Origin of the sequence: Paraclostridium dentum, assembly GCF_048568265.1 — a bacterium.
In the GTDB taxonomy this organism is placed as follows: domain Bacteria; phylum Bacillota; class Clostridia; order Peptostreptococcales; family Peptostreptococcaceae; genus Paraclostridium; species Paraclostridium dentum.
Genome location: NZ_CP183813.1, coordinates 725,337 through 747,052 on the forward strand (window position 1 = coordinate 725,337; position 21,716 = coordinate 747,052).

The window sequence follows — 21,716 nt, forward strand, 5'->3', positions numbered from 1 at the left end:
TATTAATCTTCGTTATAATTATTGATAACATTTGTTGTTTTATTATCCTTTTCTTGGCCAACCTCTAATAATGGATTTTCCTTAAACTTCATGGTTTAATTTCCATATTATATAAATTTTATTTTATCTAGATTCTCTTGATTTTTATTTTTAAGACACTATTTAACTTTAGATTTATAATATGTAAACTTAATATTATTATGTAATATATATTATAAATCTATATCTTTTACTACATCACGCACTATAATCTTGTAGCATTGTAAACCGAATTTTTTAGGTTCTAGCTCTGAACAAAGCATATTCAATGAAATTAATTGATAATTGCATCAAATGGTAAAAAATGGTATTCTAGATTAGAAATTAAAATAATTAGAAATAGGAGTAAATTATGCATAAAAAAGTTTTAGGTATATTAGGGACTACAGTCTTATCTTTATCGGTATCGACTCAAGTATCGTTGGCTCATGAGGAACAAGATTCAGAAAATTTAAAAGCAAGTACTCAAGTTATACATGAATCTAATGCAAATGGTTGGAAGAATGTTGATGGAAAATTGTATTACTTTGATGAAAATGGAGTAATGATAAAAGGGTGGAAAGAAATAGAGGGAAAGAAATATTATCTTGATGAAAATGGAGTAATGTCAAGAGGATGGCAAGAAATAGAGGGAAAATGGTATTACTTTGATGAAAATGGAGCAATGTCAAAAGGCTGGCAAGAAATAGAGGGATCTTCGTATTGCTTTGATGAAAGTGGAGTAATGCTAAAAGGCTGGAAACAGATAGAGGGAAAGAAATATTATCTTGATGAAAATGGAGTAATGTCAAAAGGATGGAAACAAATAGATAGAAAATGTTATTACTTTGATGGAAATGGAGTAATGCTAAAAGGGTGGAAAGAAATAGAGGGATTTTCGTATTACTTTGATGAAAGTGGAGTAATGATAAAAGGATGGAAACAGATAGAAGGAAAGAGATATCACTTTGATGGAAGTGGTGCAATGTCAAAGGGATGGAAAGAAATAGAGGAATCTACGTATTACTTTGATGAAAGTGGAGTAATGATAAAAGGATGGAAAGAAATAGAGGGATCTACATATTACTTTGATGAAAGTGGAGTAATGCTAAAAGGCTGGAAACAGATAGAAGAAAAGAGATATTACTTTGATAACAGTGGAGTAATGCTAAAAGGGTGGAAAGAAATAGAAGGAAAATCGTATTACTTTGATGAAAGTGGAGTAATGCTAAAAGGCTGGAAAGAAATAGAAGGAAAATCGTATTACTTTAATGAAAATGGAGTAATGACAAAGGGATGGAAACAAATAGAGGCTAAATGGTATTATTATGAAAATGAAGCAATGATAAAGGGATGGAAACAAATAGAAGGAAAATCGTATTACTTTGATGGAAATGGAGTAATGACAAAAGGATTTAGACAAATAGAGGGAAAATCGTATTACTTTGATGAAAGTGGCGCAATGCTAAAAGGATGGCAAGAAATAGAGGGAAAATCGTATTACTTTGATGAAAGTGGAGTAATGACAAAAGGAACGAAATGCATAGATGGGAAATGGTATCACTTTGATGAAAGTGGAGTAATGACAAAAGGATGGAAAGAAATAGAGGGATCTACGTATTACTTTGATGAAAGTGGAGTAATGATAAAAGGATGGAAAGAAATAGAGGGATCTACATATTACTTTGATGAAAGTGGTTCAATGTCAAAAGGAACAAAATGCATAGATGGGAAATGGTATCATTTTGATGAAAAGGGAGAAATGATAAAAGGCTGGCAACAAATAGGAGAAAAGAAGTATTGCTTTGATGAAAAGGGAGTAATGCTAAAAGGCTGGCAACAAATAGATGAAAAATGGTATTGCTTTGATGAAAGTGGTGCAATGTCAAAAGGAACAAAATGCATAGATGGGAAATGGTATCACTTTGATGAAAGTGGAGTAATGCTAAAAGGATGGAAAAAAATAGATGAAAAATGGTATTACTTTGATGAAAAGGGGGTAATGCTAAAAGGATTGAAACAGATAGATGAAAAATGGTATTACTTTGATGAAAAAGGAGTAATGTTAAAAGGAAAGGATGTAATGCTAAAAGGATGGGAACAAATAGATGAATCTACGTATTACTTTGATGAAAAGGGAGAAATGATAAAAGACTGGCAAGAAATAGAGGGAAAATGGTATTACTTTGATGATAATGGTGTAATGTCAAAAGGATGGAAAGAAATAGATAGAAAATGGTATTACTTTGATGAAAAGGATACACTGATAAAAGGATGGAAAGACATAGAGGGAAAGAGGTATTATTTTGATGAAAATGGAGTAATGATAAAAGGATGGAAAGGCATAGAGGGATCTGAGTATTATCTTGATGATAATGGAGTAATGACAAAGGGATGGAAACAAATAGATAGAAAATGGTATTACTTTGATGACAAGGGAGTAATGTCAAAAAGATGGAAACAGATAGATGGAAAATGGTATTACTTTGATGACAAGGGAGTAATGATAAAAGGATGGAAGGAAATAGAGGGGTCTTCGTATTACTTTGATGAAAGTGGTGCAATGTCAAATGGTTGGAAAGAAATAGATGGAAAATGGTATTACTTTGATAAAAATGGAGTAATGATAAAAGAATCTCTAAAAGAATTGATAAAAGGCTGGCAACAAATAGAAGGATATTCATATTACTTTAATGAAAAAGGAGTAATGCTAAAAGGCTGGATACAAATAGAGGGATCTACGTATTACTTTGATGAAAGTGGAGTAATGATAAAAGGCTGGAAACAGATAGAAGGAAAATGGTATTATTTTGATGACAAGGGAGTAATGATAAAAGGCTGGATACAAATAGAGGGATCTTCGTATTATCTTGATGAAAAGGGAGTAATGTCAAAAGGCTGGCAAGGAATAGAAGGCAAGCTGTATTACTTTAATGAAAAGGGAGTAATGATAAAAGGATGGAAAGAAATAGAGGAAAAGGCGTATTACTTTAATGGAAATGGAGTAATGTCAAAAGGCTGGCAAGGAATAGAAGGCAAGCTGTATTACTTTAATGAAAAGGGAGTAATGATAAAAGTATGGCAACAAATACAAGGATGGAAAGAGTTAGAAGGAAAGTTGTATTACTTTAATGAATCTGGAAACATGAAAAAATACGATAACATAATAGAAGGAAGAGCCTGTTACTTTGATGAAAATGGAGTACTGATAAAAGGATGGAGACAGATAGAAGGTAAATGGTACTATTATGAAAATGATGTAACATTAAAAGGATGGAAACAAATAGAGGGATCTACATATTACTTTGATGAAAGTGGAGTAATGCTAAAAGGATGGAAAGAAATAGAGGAAAAGACGTATTATTTTAATGGAAATGGAGTAATGTCAAAAGGCTGGCAAGGAATAGAAGGCAAGCTGTATTACTTTAATGAAAAGGGAGTAATGATAAAAGTATGGCAACAAATACAAGGATGGAAAGAGTTAGAAGGAAAGTTGTATTACTTTAATGAATCTGGAAACATGAAAAAATACGATAACATAATAGAAGGAAGAGCCTGTTACTTTGATGAAAATGGAGTACTGATAAAAGGATGGAGACAGATAGAAGGTAAATGGTACTATTATGAAAATGATGTAACATTAAAAGGATGGAAACAAATAGAGGGATCTACATATTACTTTGATGAAAGTGGAGTAATGCTAAAAGGATGGAAAGAAATAGAGGAAAAGGCGTATTACTTTAATGGAAATGGAGTAATGTCAAAAGGCTGGCAAGGAATAGAAGGCAAGCTGTATTACTTTAATGAAAAGGGAGTAATGATAAAAGTATGGCAACAAATACAAGGATGGAAAGAGTTAGAAGGAAAGTTGTATTACTTTAATGAATCTGGAAACATGAAAAAATACGATAACATAATAGAAGGAAGAGCCTGTTACTTTGATGAAAATGGAGTACTGATAAAAGGATGGAGACAGATAGAAGGTAAATGGTACTATTATGAAAATGATGTAACATTAAAAGGATGGAAACAAATAGAGGGATCTACATATTACTTTGATGAAAGTGGAGTAATGCTAAAAGGATGGAAAGAAATAGAGGAAAAGGCGTATTACTTTAATGGAAATGGAGTAATGTCAAAAGGCTGGCAAGGAATAGAAGGCAAGCTGTATTACTTTAATGAAAAGGGAGTAATGATAAAAGTATGGCAACAAATACAAGGATGGAAAGAGTTAGAAGGAAAGTTGTATTACTTTAATGAATCTGGAAACATGAAAAAATACGATAACATAATAGAAGGAAGAGCCTGTTACTTTGATGAAAATGGAGTACTGATAAAAGGATGGAGACAGATAGAAGGTAAATGGTACTATTATGAAAATGATGTAACATTAAAAGGATGGAAACAAATAGAGGGATCTACATATTACTTTGATGAAAGTGGAGTAATGCTAAAAGGATGGAAAGAAATAGAGGAAAAGGCGTATTACTTTAATGGAAATGGAGTAATGTCAAAAGGCTGGCAAGGAATAGAAGGCAAGCTGTATTACTTTAATGAAAAGGGAGTAATGATAAAAGTATGGCAACAAATACAAGGATGGAAAGAGTTAGAAGGAAAGTTGTATTACTTTAATGAATCTGGAAACATGAAAAAATACGATAACATAATAGAAGGAAGAGCCTGTTACTTTGATGAAAATGGAGTACTGATAAAAGGATGGAGACAGATAGAAGGTAAATGGTACTATTATGAAAATGATGTAACATTAAAAGGATGGAAACAAATAGAGGGATCTACATATTACTTTGATGAAAGTGGAGTAATGCTAAAAGGATGGAAAGAAATAGAGGAAAAGGCGTATTACTTTAATGGAAATGGAGTAATGTCAAAAGGCTGGCAAGGAATAGAAGGCAAGCTGTATTACTTTAATGAAAAGGGAGTAATGATAAAAGTATGGCAACAAATACAAGGATGGAAAGAGTTAGAAGGAAAGTTGTATTACTTTAATGAATCTGGAAACATGAAAAAATACGATAACATAATAGAAGGAAGAGCCTGTTACTTTGATGAAAATGGAGTACTGATAAAAGGATGGAGACAGATAGAAGGTAAATGGTACTATTATGAAAATGATGTAACATTAAAAGGATGGAAACAAATAGAGGGATCTACATATTACTTTGATGAAAGTGGTAAAATGCTAAAAGGATGGAAAGAAATAGAGGAAAAGGCGTATTACTTTAATGGAAATGGAGTAATGTCAAAAGGCTGGCAAGGAATAGAAGGCAAGCTGTATTACTTTAATGAAAAGGGAGTAATGATAAAAGTATGGCAACAAATACAAGGATGGAAAGAGTTAGAAGGAAAGTTGTATTACTTTAATGAATCTGGAAACATGAAAAAATACGATAACATAATAGAAGGAAGAGCCTGTTACTTTGATGAAAATGGAGTACTGATAAAAGGATGGAGACAGATAGAAGGTAAATGGTACTATTATGAAAATGATGTAACATTAAAAGGATGGAAACAAATAGAGGGATCTACATATTACTTTGATGAAAGTGGAGTAATGCTAAAAGGATGGAAAGAAATAGAGGAAAAGACGTATTATTTTAATGGAAATGGAGTAATGTCAAAAGGCTGGCAAGGAATAGAAGGCAAGCTGTATTACTTTAATGAAAAGGGAGTAATGATAAAAGTATGGCAACAAATACAAGGATGGAAAGAGTTAGAAGGAAAGTTGTATTACTTTAATGAATCTGGAAACATGAAAAAATACGATAACATAATAGAAGGAAGAGCCTGTTACTTTGATGAAAATGGAGTACTGATAAAAGGATGGAGACAGATAGAAGGTAAATGGTACTATTATGAAAATGATGTAACATTAAAAGGATGGAAACAAATAGAGGGATCTACATATTACTTTGATGAAAGTGGAGTAATGCTAAAAGGATGGAAAGAAATAGAGGAAAAGGCGTATTACTTTAATGGAAATGGAGTAATGTCAAAAGGCTGGCAAGGAATAGAAGGCAAGCTGTATTACTTTAATGAAAAGGGAGTAATGATAAAAGTATGGCAACAAATACAAGGATGGAAAGAGTTAGAAGGAAAGTTGTATTACTTTAATGAATCTGGAAACATGAAAAAATACGATAACATAATAGAAGGAAGAGCCTGTTACTTTGATGAAAATGGAGTACTGATAAAAGGATGGAGACAGATAGAAGGTAAATGGTACTATTATGAAAATGATGTAACATTAAAAGGATGGAAACAAATAGAGGGATCTACATATTACTTTGATGAAAGTGGTAAAATGCTAACTAATACAGATATTGATGGCTATCATATAGATAGTAATGGTGTTGCAAATAGATAGTATAGCTTATATATAATAATATAGTCGAGTCTGTAAAATAAAAATTCAGCTAGAAATGCTATAGGTATGTATTTACTTCAATTACCAACTAATATTGCAATTGGAGACTTTATATCTTATGCTAATCAAGAATTAAAAGAAGAACATGCAGATAGGTTAAAATTTACTTTTGCAGGAAGTGTTTACTTTAATAGAATGAAAGACTTAGGATTTTATACAATAGATAAAAAGGAAATAGAAACTAGAGTTAAAAAGGCAGGGTTAGAAGGGGTTTTCAATAAAAAAATAATCAAATAAATAAAAGGAGATAACTTTTGTTATCTCCTTTTATTTATTGTAAAGGTTGAAGCTTAAAGCATATAAAAAATATCTAATGCAGCAATAGTAAAACTCACTACTGTATTAAATAAAGAAAAGAACTGTATTATACTATAAAGCTTATAGTTATGTATCGTATCATATAAGCTGATACATCCAATAGTCAATAAGCCTACAATACTTAAAATAATAATATCAGCAAATATATCAATGAAAATTAAGATTAAAGCAATGATTGATAACATAGAAGATAATGAAAAACGTTTAGATAAAGTATAAGTATTTGTTGCACTTTTCAATATAAATCACCTCTATATACTTATATGAAATTATATAAGATTTAAAACTAAATAAAATATATTGAAAAATGGACAAGCAATTAACTTTAAGAAACAAAAAATAAGATGATACAAAAGTTAGTAGTTTACTAAAATTTACATCACCTTAATTTTAATTACAGACTCTCAAAATCTAAAGAAAGATTTATGAAAAGCAAATTAGAGAGAAACCTATAAGTAAGCCCATAACAGCAAAAACTATAGATAAGAAGTTTAAGGTATTAAAAGTTTTATAGTGGATATATGAATCATATGAATTTATCAATCCAGCAATAAAAAGACCTATACCACCTGAAATAGCAGAACTATGTATTATAGAGAAATAAATAAACACAAAAAATAATACATATAAGAAGCTTCTTAATGGACTTAACTTAGTAATAGTATTCAAATAATCACCTCCTTAGAGCTTTCAAGTTAATACTAGCTAAGTTTGCTTTAAATAGCAACGAAATCAGTAATATACTAGACTGTATACTTACTCTCGCTAGTAAACTAATTAGAGTTGGTAGGTAGATATAACTAGATACCTTATAAATATCTAAAAGATAGGGCCTTGAGATATATTTATAATTTTAAATTTAATTTATTTAGATAGATTATAATAATTTATGACTAGCAAAACATATATAAAAATATAGTTTTCAAACTACTAAATTTTACAAAAATCCACAGGGTAAAAATGTATAATATATTGTGATGTTTATATATGTTACTTCAGAGAATAAAGCAAGCCGACGATAGGGATAAAATTCATGTATAAAATAGGAGATATAGTACAAATAAGGAAGTTTTAAAGGTGTAAAAAATTTATTTGATTTAGTTTTGAGAAAAAAGATAAACATAAAGGGGGACATAATTATGAAAAAAATACTTGCATTAGCGATATGTATGTTATTAACCACAGGGTGTGCAGGAAGTAAAGAGACATCAAAAGAAGAGGATAAAACTCAAGATAAAACTCAAGCTTTAGTTGAAAAAAATAAATTAAAAGAAGAGTTAAAAAAAGAGTTAAAGCAGGAACAAGAAGAAGAAAAACAAGATAAACAAGAACATAAGGAGCAAACTACAGAAATTAACAGTTCGCCTAAGGTGGATGCTAGGCCTAAAAATGAATCTTTACATGGATCTGTAAGTGAAGAAATAAAACAACAATGGTATGATAAATTATACGAAGCATCACATACTGGAGATTTTGATGTAGCATACGATAAAGCAGATTATGTTTTAAATGAGGCTTGGAAAGCTATCAAAGAAAACTCTAATAATTATACATATAAGCAACTTTTGGCAAAACAAAAAGAATGGATAGCAAACAAAGAAAGCATGTCATTTTACGATCAGGTTAATGAAACTATAAATAGATGCTATTATTTAATTGATACATATTTATAAAAATTAGGAGGATGCTGAGTATAGGAAATAAATAGTTATATTAGATACATATTTTATACTCGTATTCATAAAGTTATTACAATCACGTGTGCAAATAATACTTAAAAAGAATAATATAATAAGAATTTAAACAAACAAATTAAGAAATATATTAATTTTAAAACTAAAACAAATATATTATAAAATTTGTAGAAGAATATTGAATAAACAGTAAACACATAACTCATTAAATTTAATGGAGATTATAGAGTGTTAGCTAGAAAGTATGATATAAGTGAAGCTCAAGTTAGAAATATAGTTGGAGAGGTTCATTAGATAATATTTAAAATTCAAAAGTTAAAACGATATATAATTAAGGATGCTATCCTTTTATTGAAAAAACAATTGAGTCTATAGGTATAGTAAATGATTTCTTAAAAGAATAACATTTATAATAATTAAATAAATAAAAGGAGATAACTTTTGTTATCTCCTTTTTATGATGAAGTATAACTCTTATGCTATGTATCATATAAGCTTATATATTCAATAGTTAAAATAATAATATTAGCAACTGTATCAATGAAAATTAAGATTAAAGCAATAATTGATAACATAGAAGAGAATATCATTCCCAATGAATAATAAATTGTATTATTTATTTGAAATAGTATAATATTTATAGTATAAAATATTTTGAAAATAAATATAGATTAAGGGGGGATTCTGTGATAATAGGAATTCTTGGACCGCTAGATTCAGCACTTAGAATACAAAAGTATTTACAAGAGATAGATAGTGGTTTAGAAATAAGATTATATACTAAAGAAAAAATAGCTGAAGCTATTGATTTAATAGAACAGTGTGAATCTGAATGTAACGGAATCATATTAACTGGTTGTGGGATTCATGAAGTAATAATAAAAAATTATGAAATAAAAAAGCCTCACTCTTTTGTAGAAAGAAGTGATACTAGTATACTTAAAGCATTTTGGGAGATGCACGACTTAAATATAGATATAGATAAATTTAGTATAGATGTAGTTGAAAAAGATATGGTGGAAACTATAATAGATGAATTTGAGATTAAACATGATAAAATGTATTGCTTTCCATTTTCAACTAATATAAATGAAGATAGTTATCTAGATTGGCATATGGACTTATATATAAGTGGAAAAACAAAAATAATGATTACAGGCTTTATGAATATATATAATCAACTAAAAGAAAAAGACTATCCTATATTTTTACTAAAGCCTACAAGATCTTTAGTAAAAGCAGCTTATGATGAAGTTATGGGACAATATGCTATTAACAAAGCAGAGAATTCTCAAATAGCAGTAGAAATATTTAACTTTGGAAATAGTGGCAGTAATATTGAAAACTATTACTCTAATATGTTAAAAAAAGCTGATATGGACAAGTATATAGCTACATATGTTAGAAGCATAAATGGAGCAGTATTCCCATTTGGACGTAATGAATACATAATATTTAGTAATAAAGGAGCTGTAAATAAAAATAGAAACTATGAAAAATTATTACAGCTACAAAAAGAAATTAAAACACTAGGATTTTCACTTAGCATTGGAATAGGTTTTGGGTCAAATGCATTTAAAGCAGAGATAAATGCATCAAAAGCACTTGAAAGAGGAATTGATTCTAAAGAAAACTATATATATTCTATTGATGAAGAGGAAAATCTTACAGGACCATTAGGACTAGAAAATGAAATGAGTTACTGTATTGTGCCTGATGACAAAAGCATATTAGAACTATCAGAAAAAAGTGGACTAAGTTGTGAGACTATATCTAAAATAATGGGAATAAATGAAATTAGGGGAAGTAAAATTTATGACTCAAAAGAACTAGCTGGATATTTAGATATAAGTGATAGGAGTGCTAGACGTATACTTCAAAAGATAACAACAGCAGATTTAGGAAAAGTTCATTCTAAAGAAAGTAGTAAAGGCGCAGGTAGACCTAAAAACTTAATAGAAATACTATTTTAAATATAAAAAGTATCTTGAAATTAAAACTTAATTTTAAGGTGCTTTTTTAGTTTTAATAATAAATTTAAAAAAACAGGAAAATGTTTCTTTTAAATATTGACAACATTCTACATATAATATATTATTCAATTAAGGACATATTACGGACTTGTCAAAAATAAAAAGGGATAAAATTGTTTTATAAAAAGGAGGAATTATAAATGGATAATTTAAGAAGTGTATTTGAAGCAGATTATTTAAAAATGGCAAACCATCCTTTGATGTGGCTTGCAGCAGGACTAGCGGTAACAGTTGTTATAGTTCAGTCTATAGTGTTTTTTAGAAAGTCGACAGTTGCAGCTAAAGAAATGGGTATAAAAGATTCTCAAGTTAAAGCAGCTATAAAAAGTAGTGCTATATCATCGATAGGACCATCAATAGTTATATTAGTCGGAATGATATCTTTATTAGTTTCAATGGGTGGACCTATATCTTGGATGAGGCTTTCATTTATAGGATCAGTAAACTATGAGTTAATGGCAGCTGGATTTGGAGCAGAGGCTATGGGTGCAAAACTTGGAGCAGGTATGGATCCAATGGTATTTGCTTGTGCTGTATGGGTAATGGTTTTAGGTTCTTTAGGTTGGTTAATTTTCACTTTCTTATTCACTGATAAGATGGATAAAGTTAATCATTTATTATCAAGTGGAAATGAAAAATTAGTTCCAATAATATCAGCTTGTGCAATGCTTGGAGCATTTGCTTACTTAGCATCAGGAAACTTTATAACTGGAGAAGGTTCAGTAACTTTCACATCACCAGCAGCAGTAGCTACAATAATAGGATGTGTGGTTATGATGGGACTTTCAAAAATTGCAAAAGATAAAAATATTCAATGGATAAAAGAATGGGCTTTATCAATATCAATGTTCTCAGGAATGATAATAGGAACATTATTAATTAACTTAGCTTAAGGAGGGGAAGATATATGAGTAACAACAATTACTATTCAAAAAAATACATACCGAGCATAACTAAATGGGGAAAAGGTACTTTATTATTAGGGATTATATTATGTTTTGCACCACTTGTAGTAGTGTCAGGAATATTTGGATATATGCCTCCAATAGCAGCTATAATAGCTGGGACAATATCACAAATAAGTGTTAGTGGAGCATTTTATGTAGTTGAGCCAATAGCTTATTTCCCAATACTTGGAATACCAGGTACATATATGACATTTATATCAGGAAATACATCAAATATGAGAGTTCCATGTGCAATGGTAGCTCAGGAAGCGGCAGATGTAGAGCCAGGAACAGAGAAAGGGTCAGTAATTTCAACAATAGGGATAGCGGTATCTATAATAGTAAATATAGTTATATTATCAGTTGGGGTTGTATTTGGACAAGCAATATTATCTATATTACCTCCACAAGTAACAGCAGCATTTGATTTAATATTACCAGCACTATTCGGAGCAGTGTTTGGACAGTTTGCTATAATGAAGCCTAAGTTTGCAGCAGTAGCAGCTTTAATAGCTGTACCTATGAACTTCTTATTAAAGAACGGTGTGTTTGATTTTATGCCAGGAAGTGGAAGTCCTTCGTACTTAGTTATATTAACTGCGGTATTTGGAACTATACTAATTGGTAAAAAAATAAACGAGAAGGAAGAAATGCAAAATAATAAGGCAGCTTAGTTGGTGGGGGCTCGGCTATATTTGTAAGTTTTGCTCCATACAGGCGGTAGAGCATGCTTGTAAATGGCGCTGCAACTTACAAATATAGCCTTCGCACGGCCAACGTTAAGCGATTTTTATTTTGCTGGAGGAAGAATATAAAAATAGGGGGAAATGTTATGTTATCTAAAGATAGACTAGTAAATAATTTTATAAATATGGTGAAGGTTGATAGCCCATCTAATCAGGAGATAGAGATGGCTAAGTGGTTGGTTAATTATTTAACTGAGAGAGGCATCGGGGTTAGGATGGATGATGCTGGTGATAAGTTTGGTGGAAATGCAGGTAATATAGTTGCTTATATAGAGGGTGAGGATAGTGAGAACCCTATATGTTTTGCAGCTCATATGGATCAGGTTGCACCTTGTTTGGGAGTTAAGCCAGTTATTAATGGGAATATAATTGAAACGGATAAGACTACTACTTTAGGCGCTGATGATAAGGCTGGTATAGCAGCTATCTTAGAAGCTTTAGAGTGGGTTATGGAAGATAAGATACCTCATAGAGATATATATTTATTGTTTACTGTTTGTGAAGAGGCAGGTATGTTAGGGGCTAAGAATTTTAATCCTGAAAATCTTCCATGTAAGGATGTAGTTATATTAGATGCAGGTGGAGCTACAGGAGTAATAGCTTATAAGGCACCAGCACAGGAAAATATAAAGGTAACTTTCTATGGTAAGAAGGCACATGCTGGAATTGAGCCAGAGAAAGGTATAAATGCAATAGTGGCAGCATCTAATGCTATAAGCAATATGCATATAGGTAGAATAGATGAGATGACAACTTCCAATATAGGTAGAATAGAAGGTGGAGGAGCTACTAATATAGTAACTGATGAAGTTATGTTTACTGCTGAAATAAGAAGTCATATACCAGAAAGATTGGAAGAAGAAATAGCTCATATGAAAAATTGTTGTGAAGAAGTAGCTAAGAATATGAATACAACTTGTGATTTTGAACATGTAAATGCATATCCAAGTTTTGAGTTAAGCTTAGATAGCAATGTGTTTAAGTTGGTTGAAGAAGCTACTAAAAAAGTTGGTATAGAGCCAAAGCCTATGGTAATAGGTGGTGGAAGTGATGCTAATATAATGGCTAACTTAGGATATCAAAGTGCAATAATAAGTTTAGGTATGTATGATGTTCATACTGTAAATGAATATGTAAATATAGATGAGCTATATGATGCAACTAAGATAGTTTATAACATAATGGCTTTATAGAGTAAGGAGACCAAATGGACGTTAGAGAATTAAAAAAATTAGTACTAGACGAGATAGATAAAAATAAAGATAAGATAATAGAAGCTGGAAGAAGTATTTATGAGACTCCAGAGTTAGGATATAAGGAAGTAAAATCTACTAAAACTGCTTCTGACTTTCTAAAGAGTTTAGGGGTAGAGGTAGTTGATAATATAGCTGTTACAGGATGTATGACATCTTTGAATAAGGATAAAGAGGGGCCTAAGATAGCTGTTATGGGAGAGTTAGATTCTGTAGTTTGTCCAGATCATAAAGATGCAGATGAGTTAGGGAATATTCATTGTTGCGGACATAATATACAGGTAGCAGGTATGTTAGGTTGTGCAGTAGGTATTATAAATTCAGGAGTTTTAGAGCATTTAGATGGAAAGATTGATTTTATGGCAGTTCCATCTGAGGAGTGTATAGATCTTGAGTTTAGAAAAGGGCTACAAGAAAAGAATGAGATAAAGTATGTTGGTGGTAAGCAAGAGTTATTATATAGAGGTACTTTGGATGGTGTAGATATGGCTATGCAGTTCCATGCTTTAAATTTTGAAGATGGTAAAAATTGTGTAGTAAAGTCTTATACAAATGGATTTATAAGTAAGCATGTAACATTTTTAGGGGTAGCTTCTCATGCTGGGATAGCTCCACATGAGGGTGTTAATGCTTTAAATATGGCTACTTTAGCTACTAATAATATAAATGCTCAAAGAGAGACTTTTAAAGATGAAGATAAAGTTAGGATAAGTACTATAATAAACCATGGTGGGGATATAGTTAATGTTGTTCCTTCAAAGGTTACTATAGAGGCTATGGTAAGAGCGGCAACTGTTGAAGCTATGATGGATGCTAATGAGAAGGTTAATAGATCAATTCATGCAGCAGCTATAGCTTTAGGTGGAGAGGTTATAATTGAGGATACTATTGGATATCTTCCACTAGATTCTGATAATAATATGGATGCTGTTTTTAAGAGAAATTATTTAGATTTAGTTGGTGGAAATGAAGATTGTATAGTTGATGTTATAAAGTCTGCTGGGTCAACTGATTTTGGTGATATTTCTCAGATAATTCCTTGTATCCATCCTTGGATAGGTGGGGTTAGTGGTAGTCTTCATACTAAGGATTATTATATAAGTGATGAGGAGTTGGCTTATATTATCCCAGCTAAGGCTATGGCTATGACTTTGATAGATTTACTTGTGGATGATGCAAAGGTTGCTAAGGATGTTATTGCAAACTTTAAGCCTACGTTTAGTAAGGAGAGCTATTTAGAGTTCATGGAGAAAAATAATAATACATACAAGTATAATTATAAGAAGTAATATTTAAATAAAAAATGTCCAAGTTTAGGCGAATAGGTAATTTATGAGTTTGGGTGATATGTACAAAATATTTCAAGTTTGTATGAATCGAAACTTATATATAATCTATTCGCTATTTGCGTTGTACAAGTCTTTTTGTAAATAAGTATTTATGAAGTTGGTTGAATTACTAGGAGGAAGTTCTTTATATATACCTGAAAGAAGCTTCTTTGACTAGACCAATTAGAAATAGAGTTATTATATAGAAGTTTAATGAAGATTATAGAGTGTTAGCTAGAAAGCATGAAGAATAAAGAAAGTTCTAATAAACTAGAAGATTTAGTATTAGATGGAGTGGAAAAAGTAACTACATCACTTTAATGGCATAAAAGCATTGATAAACTATGCCCCTAAGCTTATAAGGGAAAGGTCATACATTAGGATATTAGCTTTTATACTAAAGGGTATTTTGGTATTGGGTTGGAAACCTATTAGAACTGCTTATATATATTCCAATGTAAATTAAATATTATGATTGATATAGTGTTTAAAATGAGCGATGTTTTTATTATCTATTAACATATTTATTTTTAAAATTTAAATAAACTACAATTAATAAATATTCATATATAATATAATAAACCTAGTATTTTTTCATTAAAATGAAAAAAATTTATAACAAGAAAATGAAAGCTTTTAAATTATAAAAAATTAAGTTATAATAATTTGGAATTATAATTATATAGAATGGGGATAGTTAAATGAACTCACAAAGAAAAGGGATATTACTTGCTATAATAGGAGCAGTTATGTGGGGAATTATGGGGATTTTTGTAAGAGGGCTTTCGGCAGAAAATTTATCTTCATATGAGGTTTCCTTTGTACGATGCTTGCTAGCAGGAGGAGTTTTTTTATTGATAAAATCAATAAAAGAGCCATCTATTTTACGAATTGATTTTAAGGGACTTATTATTTGCTTTATTTATGGGATTGTTGCTTATGCAGCAAGTTTTACTTTTTATGGGGTAGCAGTAGAAAGAACACCTGTAGCAGTTGCTACTGTATTAATGTTTATGAGCCCTATATGGGTTGCACTTTTAGGTGTGATAGTCTTTAAGGAAAAGTTAAATTTACAAACAGTTGTTACAATTGGAATTTGTATTTTTGGAGCAATATTAGTTGCAAACTTGACAGGAGCAAGTGGAACTAGCATGGATATGATTGGTATATTAGCAGGACTTGCAAATGGATTTGGAGTTGCACTACAAATTATGATTCCTAGATACTTTGCAGATAAATATGAAAGAGATACAATGCTTTTATATGGATTTTTAGGTGCAGCAATTGCTCTATCTTTTGTAACAGATTTTTCTTTTATAGCAAATAAGATTGCCTCAGGAAATATAAAATTAATATTTGATTTATTTGGAGTAGGTATATTATGCACAATGGTAGCTAACGTATGTTTTGTTAAATCAACTTTATATATAGATACTACTACATGTAGTATACTATCTGCTTTAGAAGTAGTTGTTGGTGCAATAGTCGGAATAATAATTTTTAAAGAAACTATGACAGGGCTTCAAGTTTTAGGTGCAATTATAGTTGTATTAGCATCATTAGGCTCAACAGTTTTAGGCTATATCCAAAATGTAGCATCTGTGTTAGTTGGATATCTACCACCTACATTAGCAAATCATATTCGTTTCAAGGAAAAAGCAACATCTGAAGAAAAATAATACATTTAAAAGCTGAGGATATTGAACAATAATTCAATATCTTTTTTTAAGGCCAATTTTATTGAAGTATCAATTAGAAGATATATGTATATCACTAAGTTTAGCGGATAATAGATTGTTTATTAAAAAGGAATAATTTTATCTAATCCTTTGATTTATAAGGTTGTTGAAATGAGGATGGATTAAGAAATTATTGATACAACTTAGGTCTCAGACTATAAACAGCAACTATGATATAATATTAAATATATTTTATATTAAGATACTTATAAATATAAGCTTGGGGGAGGAGGTTCGTATGAACACATCAACATTTTTAGAAATATTATCGGTAGCAGAAAAACTAAAATGCAACACTAGGCATTCATGGACATCAAGTGGACGCCATGAGAGTGTAGCGGAACATAGCTGGCGTATTGCATTAATGGCATTATTAATGCGAGATGAATTTCCAAATATTGATATGGATAAGGTAATTCGTATGTGTTTGATTCATGATTTAGGGGAGGCCTTTACTGGTGATATTCCAGCTTTTGATAAGAAGGAAGCAGATAGCAAAAAAGAGGATGAAATATTTTTACAATGGGTTGAAACTTTCCCTGCTCATTATAAAGAGGAATTTATAGAACTTTTAGCTGAAATGAATGAACGTAAAACAGAGGAAGCGAAGCTTTACAAAGCATTAGATAACTTAGAAGCAGTGATTCAACATAATGAGGCTGATATCAGTACTTGGATTCCGTTAGAATACGATTTACAGTTTACTTACGGTTCAGATAAGGTGGAATTCTCACCATACTTAAAAGAATTAAAGAAAGAAATAGATAAAAGAACGACAGACAAAATAGCTCAAAATAGTGAAGCGATTACAAATAAGTAAAGGATCATTAATTATTAATGGTCCTTTACTTATTTGTAAGATTAAATATTGATAAATGATTAAATTAAGCAAATTTTACTAGTGCATTGATAAGTTGGATTTATTAATTTTAGAAAAATTACAATGTAATATATGAAAAAGTGAAATTATAAAATAAATTAAAAATATGTTTTATGATAAAGATTTTTTCAAAACTAGCTTAAATGAGTAAAAACGCAAGAAAATAGTTGAAAAATGGTATAAAATGGGAGATGACACAAAAAATTAACTGGAATTTATATAAAAAAAAGAATATAATGACAAAGTGTGACATTTGATTACAATATTGTTATTGAATATATTTAGGCAAAGTACTAATATATTTATAGATTATGAACATTTTAGAGGAGAGTAAGTATGAAAAAATTAATTTATTTCATTATACCATTAGTAGTGGGCGGTATATTTTTATTCGGACTAAATAAATTCCTTGATTCTAAAATTGACTACATGCTTGAAGAAAAAGATTTAAAACCAATAATGAACAATTCTTTAAGTAATATAAAAGATAAAGGCGTTATTGCTAATAACCATTTTTTACAGAAAAAAGATATAATGATGCTAGGATCATCAGAGTTAGGGCATTCAACAAAGCAACACCCTACTTACTATTTTAATACAAACAGAAGTAAAAATGGAGTTATTACGATCGGGAGAGCATATACTCAGAACTTACAAGATACTACTATTTTAGGTAGTTTTGATCCAAGTATAAAGGATAAAAAGGTTGTTTTATTAGTTTCAATGCAGTGGTTTATGGATAAAGAAGGGGTTACTTCTCATCACTATCAGACGAGATTTTCTCCAACTCAATTTTATGCATTTTTAAATAACCCAGATATTTCTAAGGAGAATAAGATTAAATTTGCAAATAGAGCAAGTAAATTATTAATTGGATCAGAAGAATACAAGTCTGAGGCTGTATATGCTAAGTTATATAGTTCTGATACATTTGTATCAAAAGTTGAAAAAGTGCTATTAGCACCTTATTTCGAGTTTAGAGAAGATACAGTAAAACTTAAAGAAAAAGGTATGTTATATGAAAGATTAGTGAATTTACCTGATAAAAAAGCTTTAGCACCTGGGAAGCCTATTAATTGGGACAAAGAAATGGACCAAGCTATAGTAGATGCTAAAAAAAGAGTAGGTAAAAACAATCTATGTATAGATAAAATATACTATAAAAAGAATTTTGGAAAGAACTTAGATAAAGTAAGAGGTAAATATAAGGATGTGAACCTTGTAGATTCAAAAGAGTTTGATGATTACCAACTTACTCTAGACGTGTGCAACGATTTAGGAATAAAACCTGTAATTGTGCTTATACCTGGAATGGATAAGTTTTACAATGTAACGGGTATATCAAAAGATGAAAGATATGAATTCTATAATAAAGCAGGGAATCTTGCAAAACAACATGGTTTTGATGTTATTGATTTAAGATCAAAAGAAAATGAAAAGTATTATTTACGTGATGTAATGCATCTTGGAACGAAAGGTTGGGTAGATGTTTGTGAAAAGTTATTTAAAGAATTTAACCAGCAATAAGTACTTAATGATGAGTATTTGTTTTACGATAATAATAATTGCAGCAATATTGATATTAACATTTACTCCATTTAAAGAATTGCCATTCATATACAATGAGTTTTAATGAGGAGGATTAGACATGAAAATTATTGAAGGTATAAAAAAGTATTCAAATACAGATAGAATAGCATTAAAATGCAATGACGAAAATCTTTCATACAAAGATTTAGATAAGTACTCAGAAGCTATTGCTTTATACTTAAAAGACATTTATGGAGATGAGGATACTCCTATAGTTATATATGGAAATAAAGAAAATAAGATAATGGCATGTATGATAGGGGCTTTAAAATCAGGAAGAGCTTATGTACCGTTAGACATAAGCTTTCCAATAGATAGAGTATTTGAAGTAACAAAAGAAGTTAAACCAAAGGTAGTTTTCAATTTTAGTGAAGAAACTAACTTTGGAGATTTAAATATTGTAAATGAAGAAAAACTTAATGAGATAATAAAAACTTATGAAGGTAAGTCAATATCTAAAGAAAACTGGGTAAAAGATGATGAAAATGCATACATTTTATTTACATCAGGAAGTACAGGAAAGCCAAAAGGGGTACAAATAAGTTCGAATAACCTAGACAGCTTTGTTGATTGGATAAGTCCATACTTAAAAATTGATGGAAGTGAGAAAGTTATAATGAACCAAGCTGCATACTCATTTGATCTTTCAGTAACATCTATATATCCAGGATTAGTTCATGGTGCTACATTATTTTCTTTATCAAAGAAAGTTTTAGCAGATTATAAAGAATTGTTTAATCAATTTGGTAAGTCAGATATGGCTGTTTGGGTTTCTACTCCATCATTTGCAGGTGTTTGTGTAACAGAAAATAGTTTTAATAGTGAAATGTTACCAAAATTAGAGTCTATGATATTCATAGGTGAAGCTCTTCCAAAACCTTTAACTAAAGAGTTATTAGAGAGATTCCCAAACACTAGAGTTATAAATGGATATGGACCAACAGAAGCAACAGTAGGTGTCAGTGTAAATGATATGTCAGAAGAACTTATAAATGATGAAAAAAGTTTACCAGTTGGGTATCCTATGAAAAACTGTAAAATAAAAATATTAGATGAAAATGGAAATGAAGTTAAAGAAGGCGAAAAAGGTGAAATTATAATAATTGGACCTTCTGTTTCAAAAGGTTATTTTAATAACAAGGAAAAAACTGATGAAGTATTCTTCTATGATGAAATCGATGGAGTTAAATATAGAGCTTACAGAACAGGGGACATGGGATACCTATTAGGTGGAAATATTTACTACTGTGGAAGAAGAGATTTCCAAATAAAATTAAATGGATTTAGAATAGAAATTGAAGATATAGAGAGCAACTTAAGAAAAGTTGAAAATGTTAAAAATGCAATAGTTTTACCAGTTTATAAAAATGAAAAAATTGCTTACTTAAAAGGAATTGTAGAATTAAAAGAAAGTAATTCATTAAGTGATATAAAAAATGGAGTGGTAATAAAAAAAGAATTAGGTAAATATATCCCTTCATATATGATACCTAGAACTATAAAAATTATAGATGAGTTCCCTACAAATATTAATGGGAAAATAGATAGAAAGAAACTTATGGAGGAAAATTAATGACTTTTTCACAATATGGAGATTATTTTTATCTTTATATATTACTATTAACAGCAATACCAGCAGTGATTTTAGGTTTAAGAGAAAAAAATATAAAGTATTATGGTATGATAGCAACTGCATTCATGATACTTTTAATAGTTGGTGTAAATGTTAGACTTTCATTTTTAATAGCATTTATGGCGTTAGAAATAATAGTAGTTAAAGGATATGAATATGTAAGAAAAAAAACGGATAGCAAATTGGTTTATAGACTATTTTTGCTAGCTTCTATGTCTCCTATTATAATAAATAAAATTTCACCGCTTACATCATTTGGAGCAATAGGGTTTATAGGTATATCATACTTAAACTTTAGAACTATACAAATGGTAATTGAAATTTATGATGGAGCAATTAAAGAAGTTAAAATTTCAACAATGCTTTATTTTGTATTGTTTTTCCCAACATTAAGTTCTGGGCCGATCGATAGATCAAGAAGATTTGAAAAAGACTTAGAAAAGAAGATACCTAAAGAGGAATATATAGATGATTATTTAATACCAGGTATTAAAAAAATATTCATGGGTGTTGGATATAAATTTGTAATAGCATTTTTAGTAAACACATATTGGATGTCAAAAATACCTTCAGAGATAAACTTTGTAAATGCTATGAGTTATATGTATGCATATAGCTTATATTTATTCTTTGACTTTGGAGGATATAGTTTATTTGCTGTAGGAACAAGTTATATATTTGGTATAAAAGCACCAGATAACTTCGATAAGCCGTTCTTAAGTAAGGATATGAAAGAATTCTGGACAAGATGGCATATAAGTCTTTCAAGATGGTTTGGGGATTACATTTTCTCTAGATTTGTAATTGCATCTATGAGAAAGAAAAGATTTAAGAAAAGAGCTACAGCATCGCATGTTGCACAAATGATTACAATGATAACTATGGGATTTTGGCATGGTTTAACATGGTTTTACATTGTGTACGGGATATACCAAGGGGTAGTGCTTGTACTTACAGACATGTATCAAAAGAAATCAAAGTTTTACAAAAAACATAAAAAAGATAAGTGGTTTGAGATTGTACAAATTGTTATAACATTCCATATAGCATGCTTTGGATTGTTAATTTTCTCAGGTTACTTTGCTTAATTTA

General features: G+C 30.0%; 14 protein-coding genes. 13 read left to right on the forward strand and 1 reads right to left on the reverse strand.

All coding sequences use genetic code 11. The features are described from left to right. Positions 1-391 precede the first annotated feature (391 nt). A complete protein-coding gene (locus ACN6I1_RS03215; protein ID WP_419742693.1) occupies positions 392-6,403 on the forward strand; it encodes a hypothetical protein in 6,012 nt (2,003 codons plus the stop codon). A gap of 66 nt (positions 6,404-6,469) precedes the next feature. Then, on the forward strand, positions 6,470-6,700 hold the full coding sequence (locus ACN6I1_RS03220; protein WP_419742694.1) for a hypothetical protein: 231 nt from the start codon (positions 6,470-6,472) through the stop codon (positions 6,698-6,700). A 504-nt stretch (positions 6,701-7,204) separates the two neighbouring features. Here the strand turns inward: ACN6I1_RS03220 and ACN6I1_RS03225 are convergent. Continuing rightward, on the reverse strand, positions 7,205-7,450 hold the full coding sequence (locus tag ACN6I1_RS03225) for a hypothetical protein (RefSeq protein WP_263331894.1): 246 nt from the start codon (positions 7,448-7,450) through the stop codon (positions 7,205-7,207). Positions 7,451-7,920: 470 nt separating this feature from the next. On the opposite strand from ACN6I1_RS03225, the gene ACN6I1_RS03230 reads away from it, so the two are divergent. The 11 genes from ACN6I1_RS03230 to dltB all read left to right on the forward strand — a co-directional run bounded on the left by ACN6I1_RS03230 (position 7,921) and on the right by dltB (position 21,712). Continuing rightward, a complete protein-coding gene (locus ACN6I1_RS03230; RefSeq protein ID WP_419742695.1) occupies positions 7,921-8,454 on the forward strand; it encodes a hypothetical protein in 534 nt (177 codons plus the stop codon). Between the two features lie 707 nt (positions 8,455-9,161). Continuing rightward, the gene (locus tag ACN6I1_RS03235; RefSeq protein WP_419742696.1) at positions 9,162-10,448 is read left to right on the forward strand and encodes a transcriptional regulator; all 1,287 of its coding nucleotides are present in this window, start codon (positions 9,162-9,164) and stop codon (positions 10,446-10,448) included. 200 nt (positions 10,449-10,648) lie between these two features. Further along, a complete protein-coding gene (locus tag ACN6I1_RS03240) occupies positions 10,649-11,401 on the forward strand; it encodes a DUF5058 family protein (RefSeq protein ID WP_394866451.1) in 753 nt (250 codons plus the stop codon). Between the two features lie 14 nt (positions 11,402-11,415). Next, positions 11,416-12,129 (forward strand): hypothetical protein, encoded by a 714-nt coding sequence (locus ACN6I1_RS03245; protein ID WP_419742697.1) that lies wholly within the window; start codon positions 11,416-11,418, stop codon positions 12,127-12,129. Between the two features lie 158 nt (positions 12,130-12,287). Further along, complete coding sequence (locus ACN6I1_RS03250) at positions 12,288-13,394, forward strand: M20/M25/M40 family metallo-hydrolase (RefSeq protein WP_419742698.1); 1,107 nt, start codon at positions 12,288-12,290, stop codon at positions 13,392-13,394. Positions 13,395-13,408: 14 nt separating this feature from the next. Further along, complete coding sequence (locus ACN6I1_RS03255) at positions 13,409-14,743, forward strand: amidohydrolase (protein WP_419742699.1); 1,335 nt, start codon at positions 13,409-13,411, stop codon at positions 14,741-14,743. 740 nt (positions 14,744-15,483) lie between these two features. After that, the gene (locus ACN6I1_RS03260) at positions 15,484-16,461 is read left to right on the forward strand and encodes a DMT family transporter (RefSeq protein WP_419742700.1); all 978 of its coding nucleotides are present in this window, start codon (positions 15,484-15,486) and stop codon (positions 16,459-16,461) included. Between the two features lie 298 nt (positions 16,462-16,759). Then, positions 16,760-17,341, forward strand: coding sequence for an HD domain-containing protein (locus tag ACN6I1_RS03265; protein WP_419742701.1), 582 nt, complete (start codon positions 16,760-16,762; stop codon positions 17,339-17,341). A gap of 396 nt (positions 17,342-17,737) precedes the next feature. Continuing rightward, positions 17,738-18,928: a D-alanyl-lipoteichoic acid biosynthesis protein DltD gene (gene dltD, locus ACN6I1_RS03270; protein WP_419742702.1), complete on the forward strand. Its 1,191-nt coding sequence runs from the start codon at positions 17,738-17,740 to the stop codon at positions 18,926-18,928. Between the two features lie 121 nt (positions 18,929-19,049). Next, on the forward strand, positions 19,050-20,564 hold the full coding sequence (locus ACN6I1_RS03275) for a D-alanine--poly(phosphoribitol) ligase (protein ID WP_419742703.1): 1,515 nt from the start codon (positions 19,050-19,052) through the stop codon (positions 20,562-20,564). Next, positions 20,564-21,712 (forward strand): D-alanyl-lipoteichoic acid biosynthesis protein DltB, encoded by a 1,149-nt coding sequence (dltB, locus tag ACN6I1_RS03280; protein ID WP_278657294.1) that lies wholly within the window; start codon positions 20,564-20,566, stop codon positions 21,710-21,712. The genes ACN6I1_RS03275 and dltB overlap by 1 nt, the downstream gene beginning before the upstream one ends. Positions 21,713-21,716 lie beyond the last annotated feature (4 nt).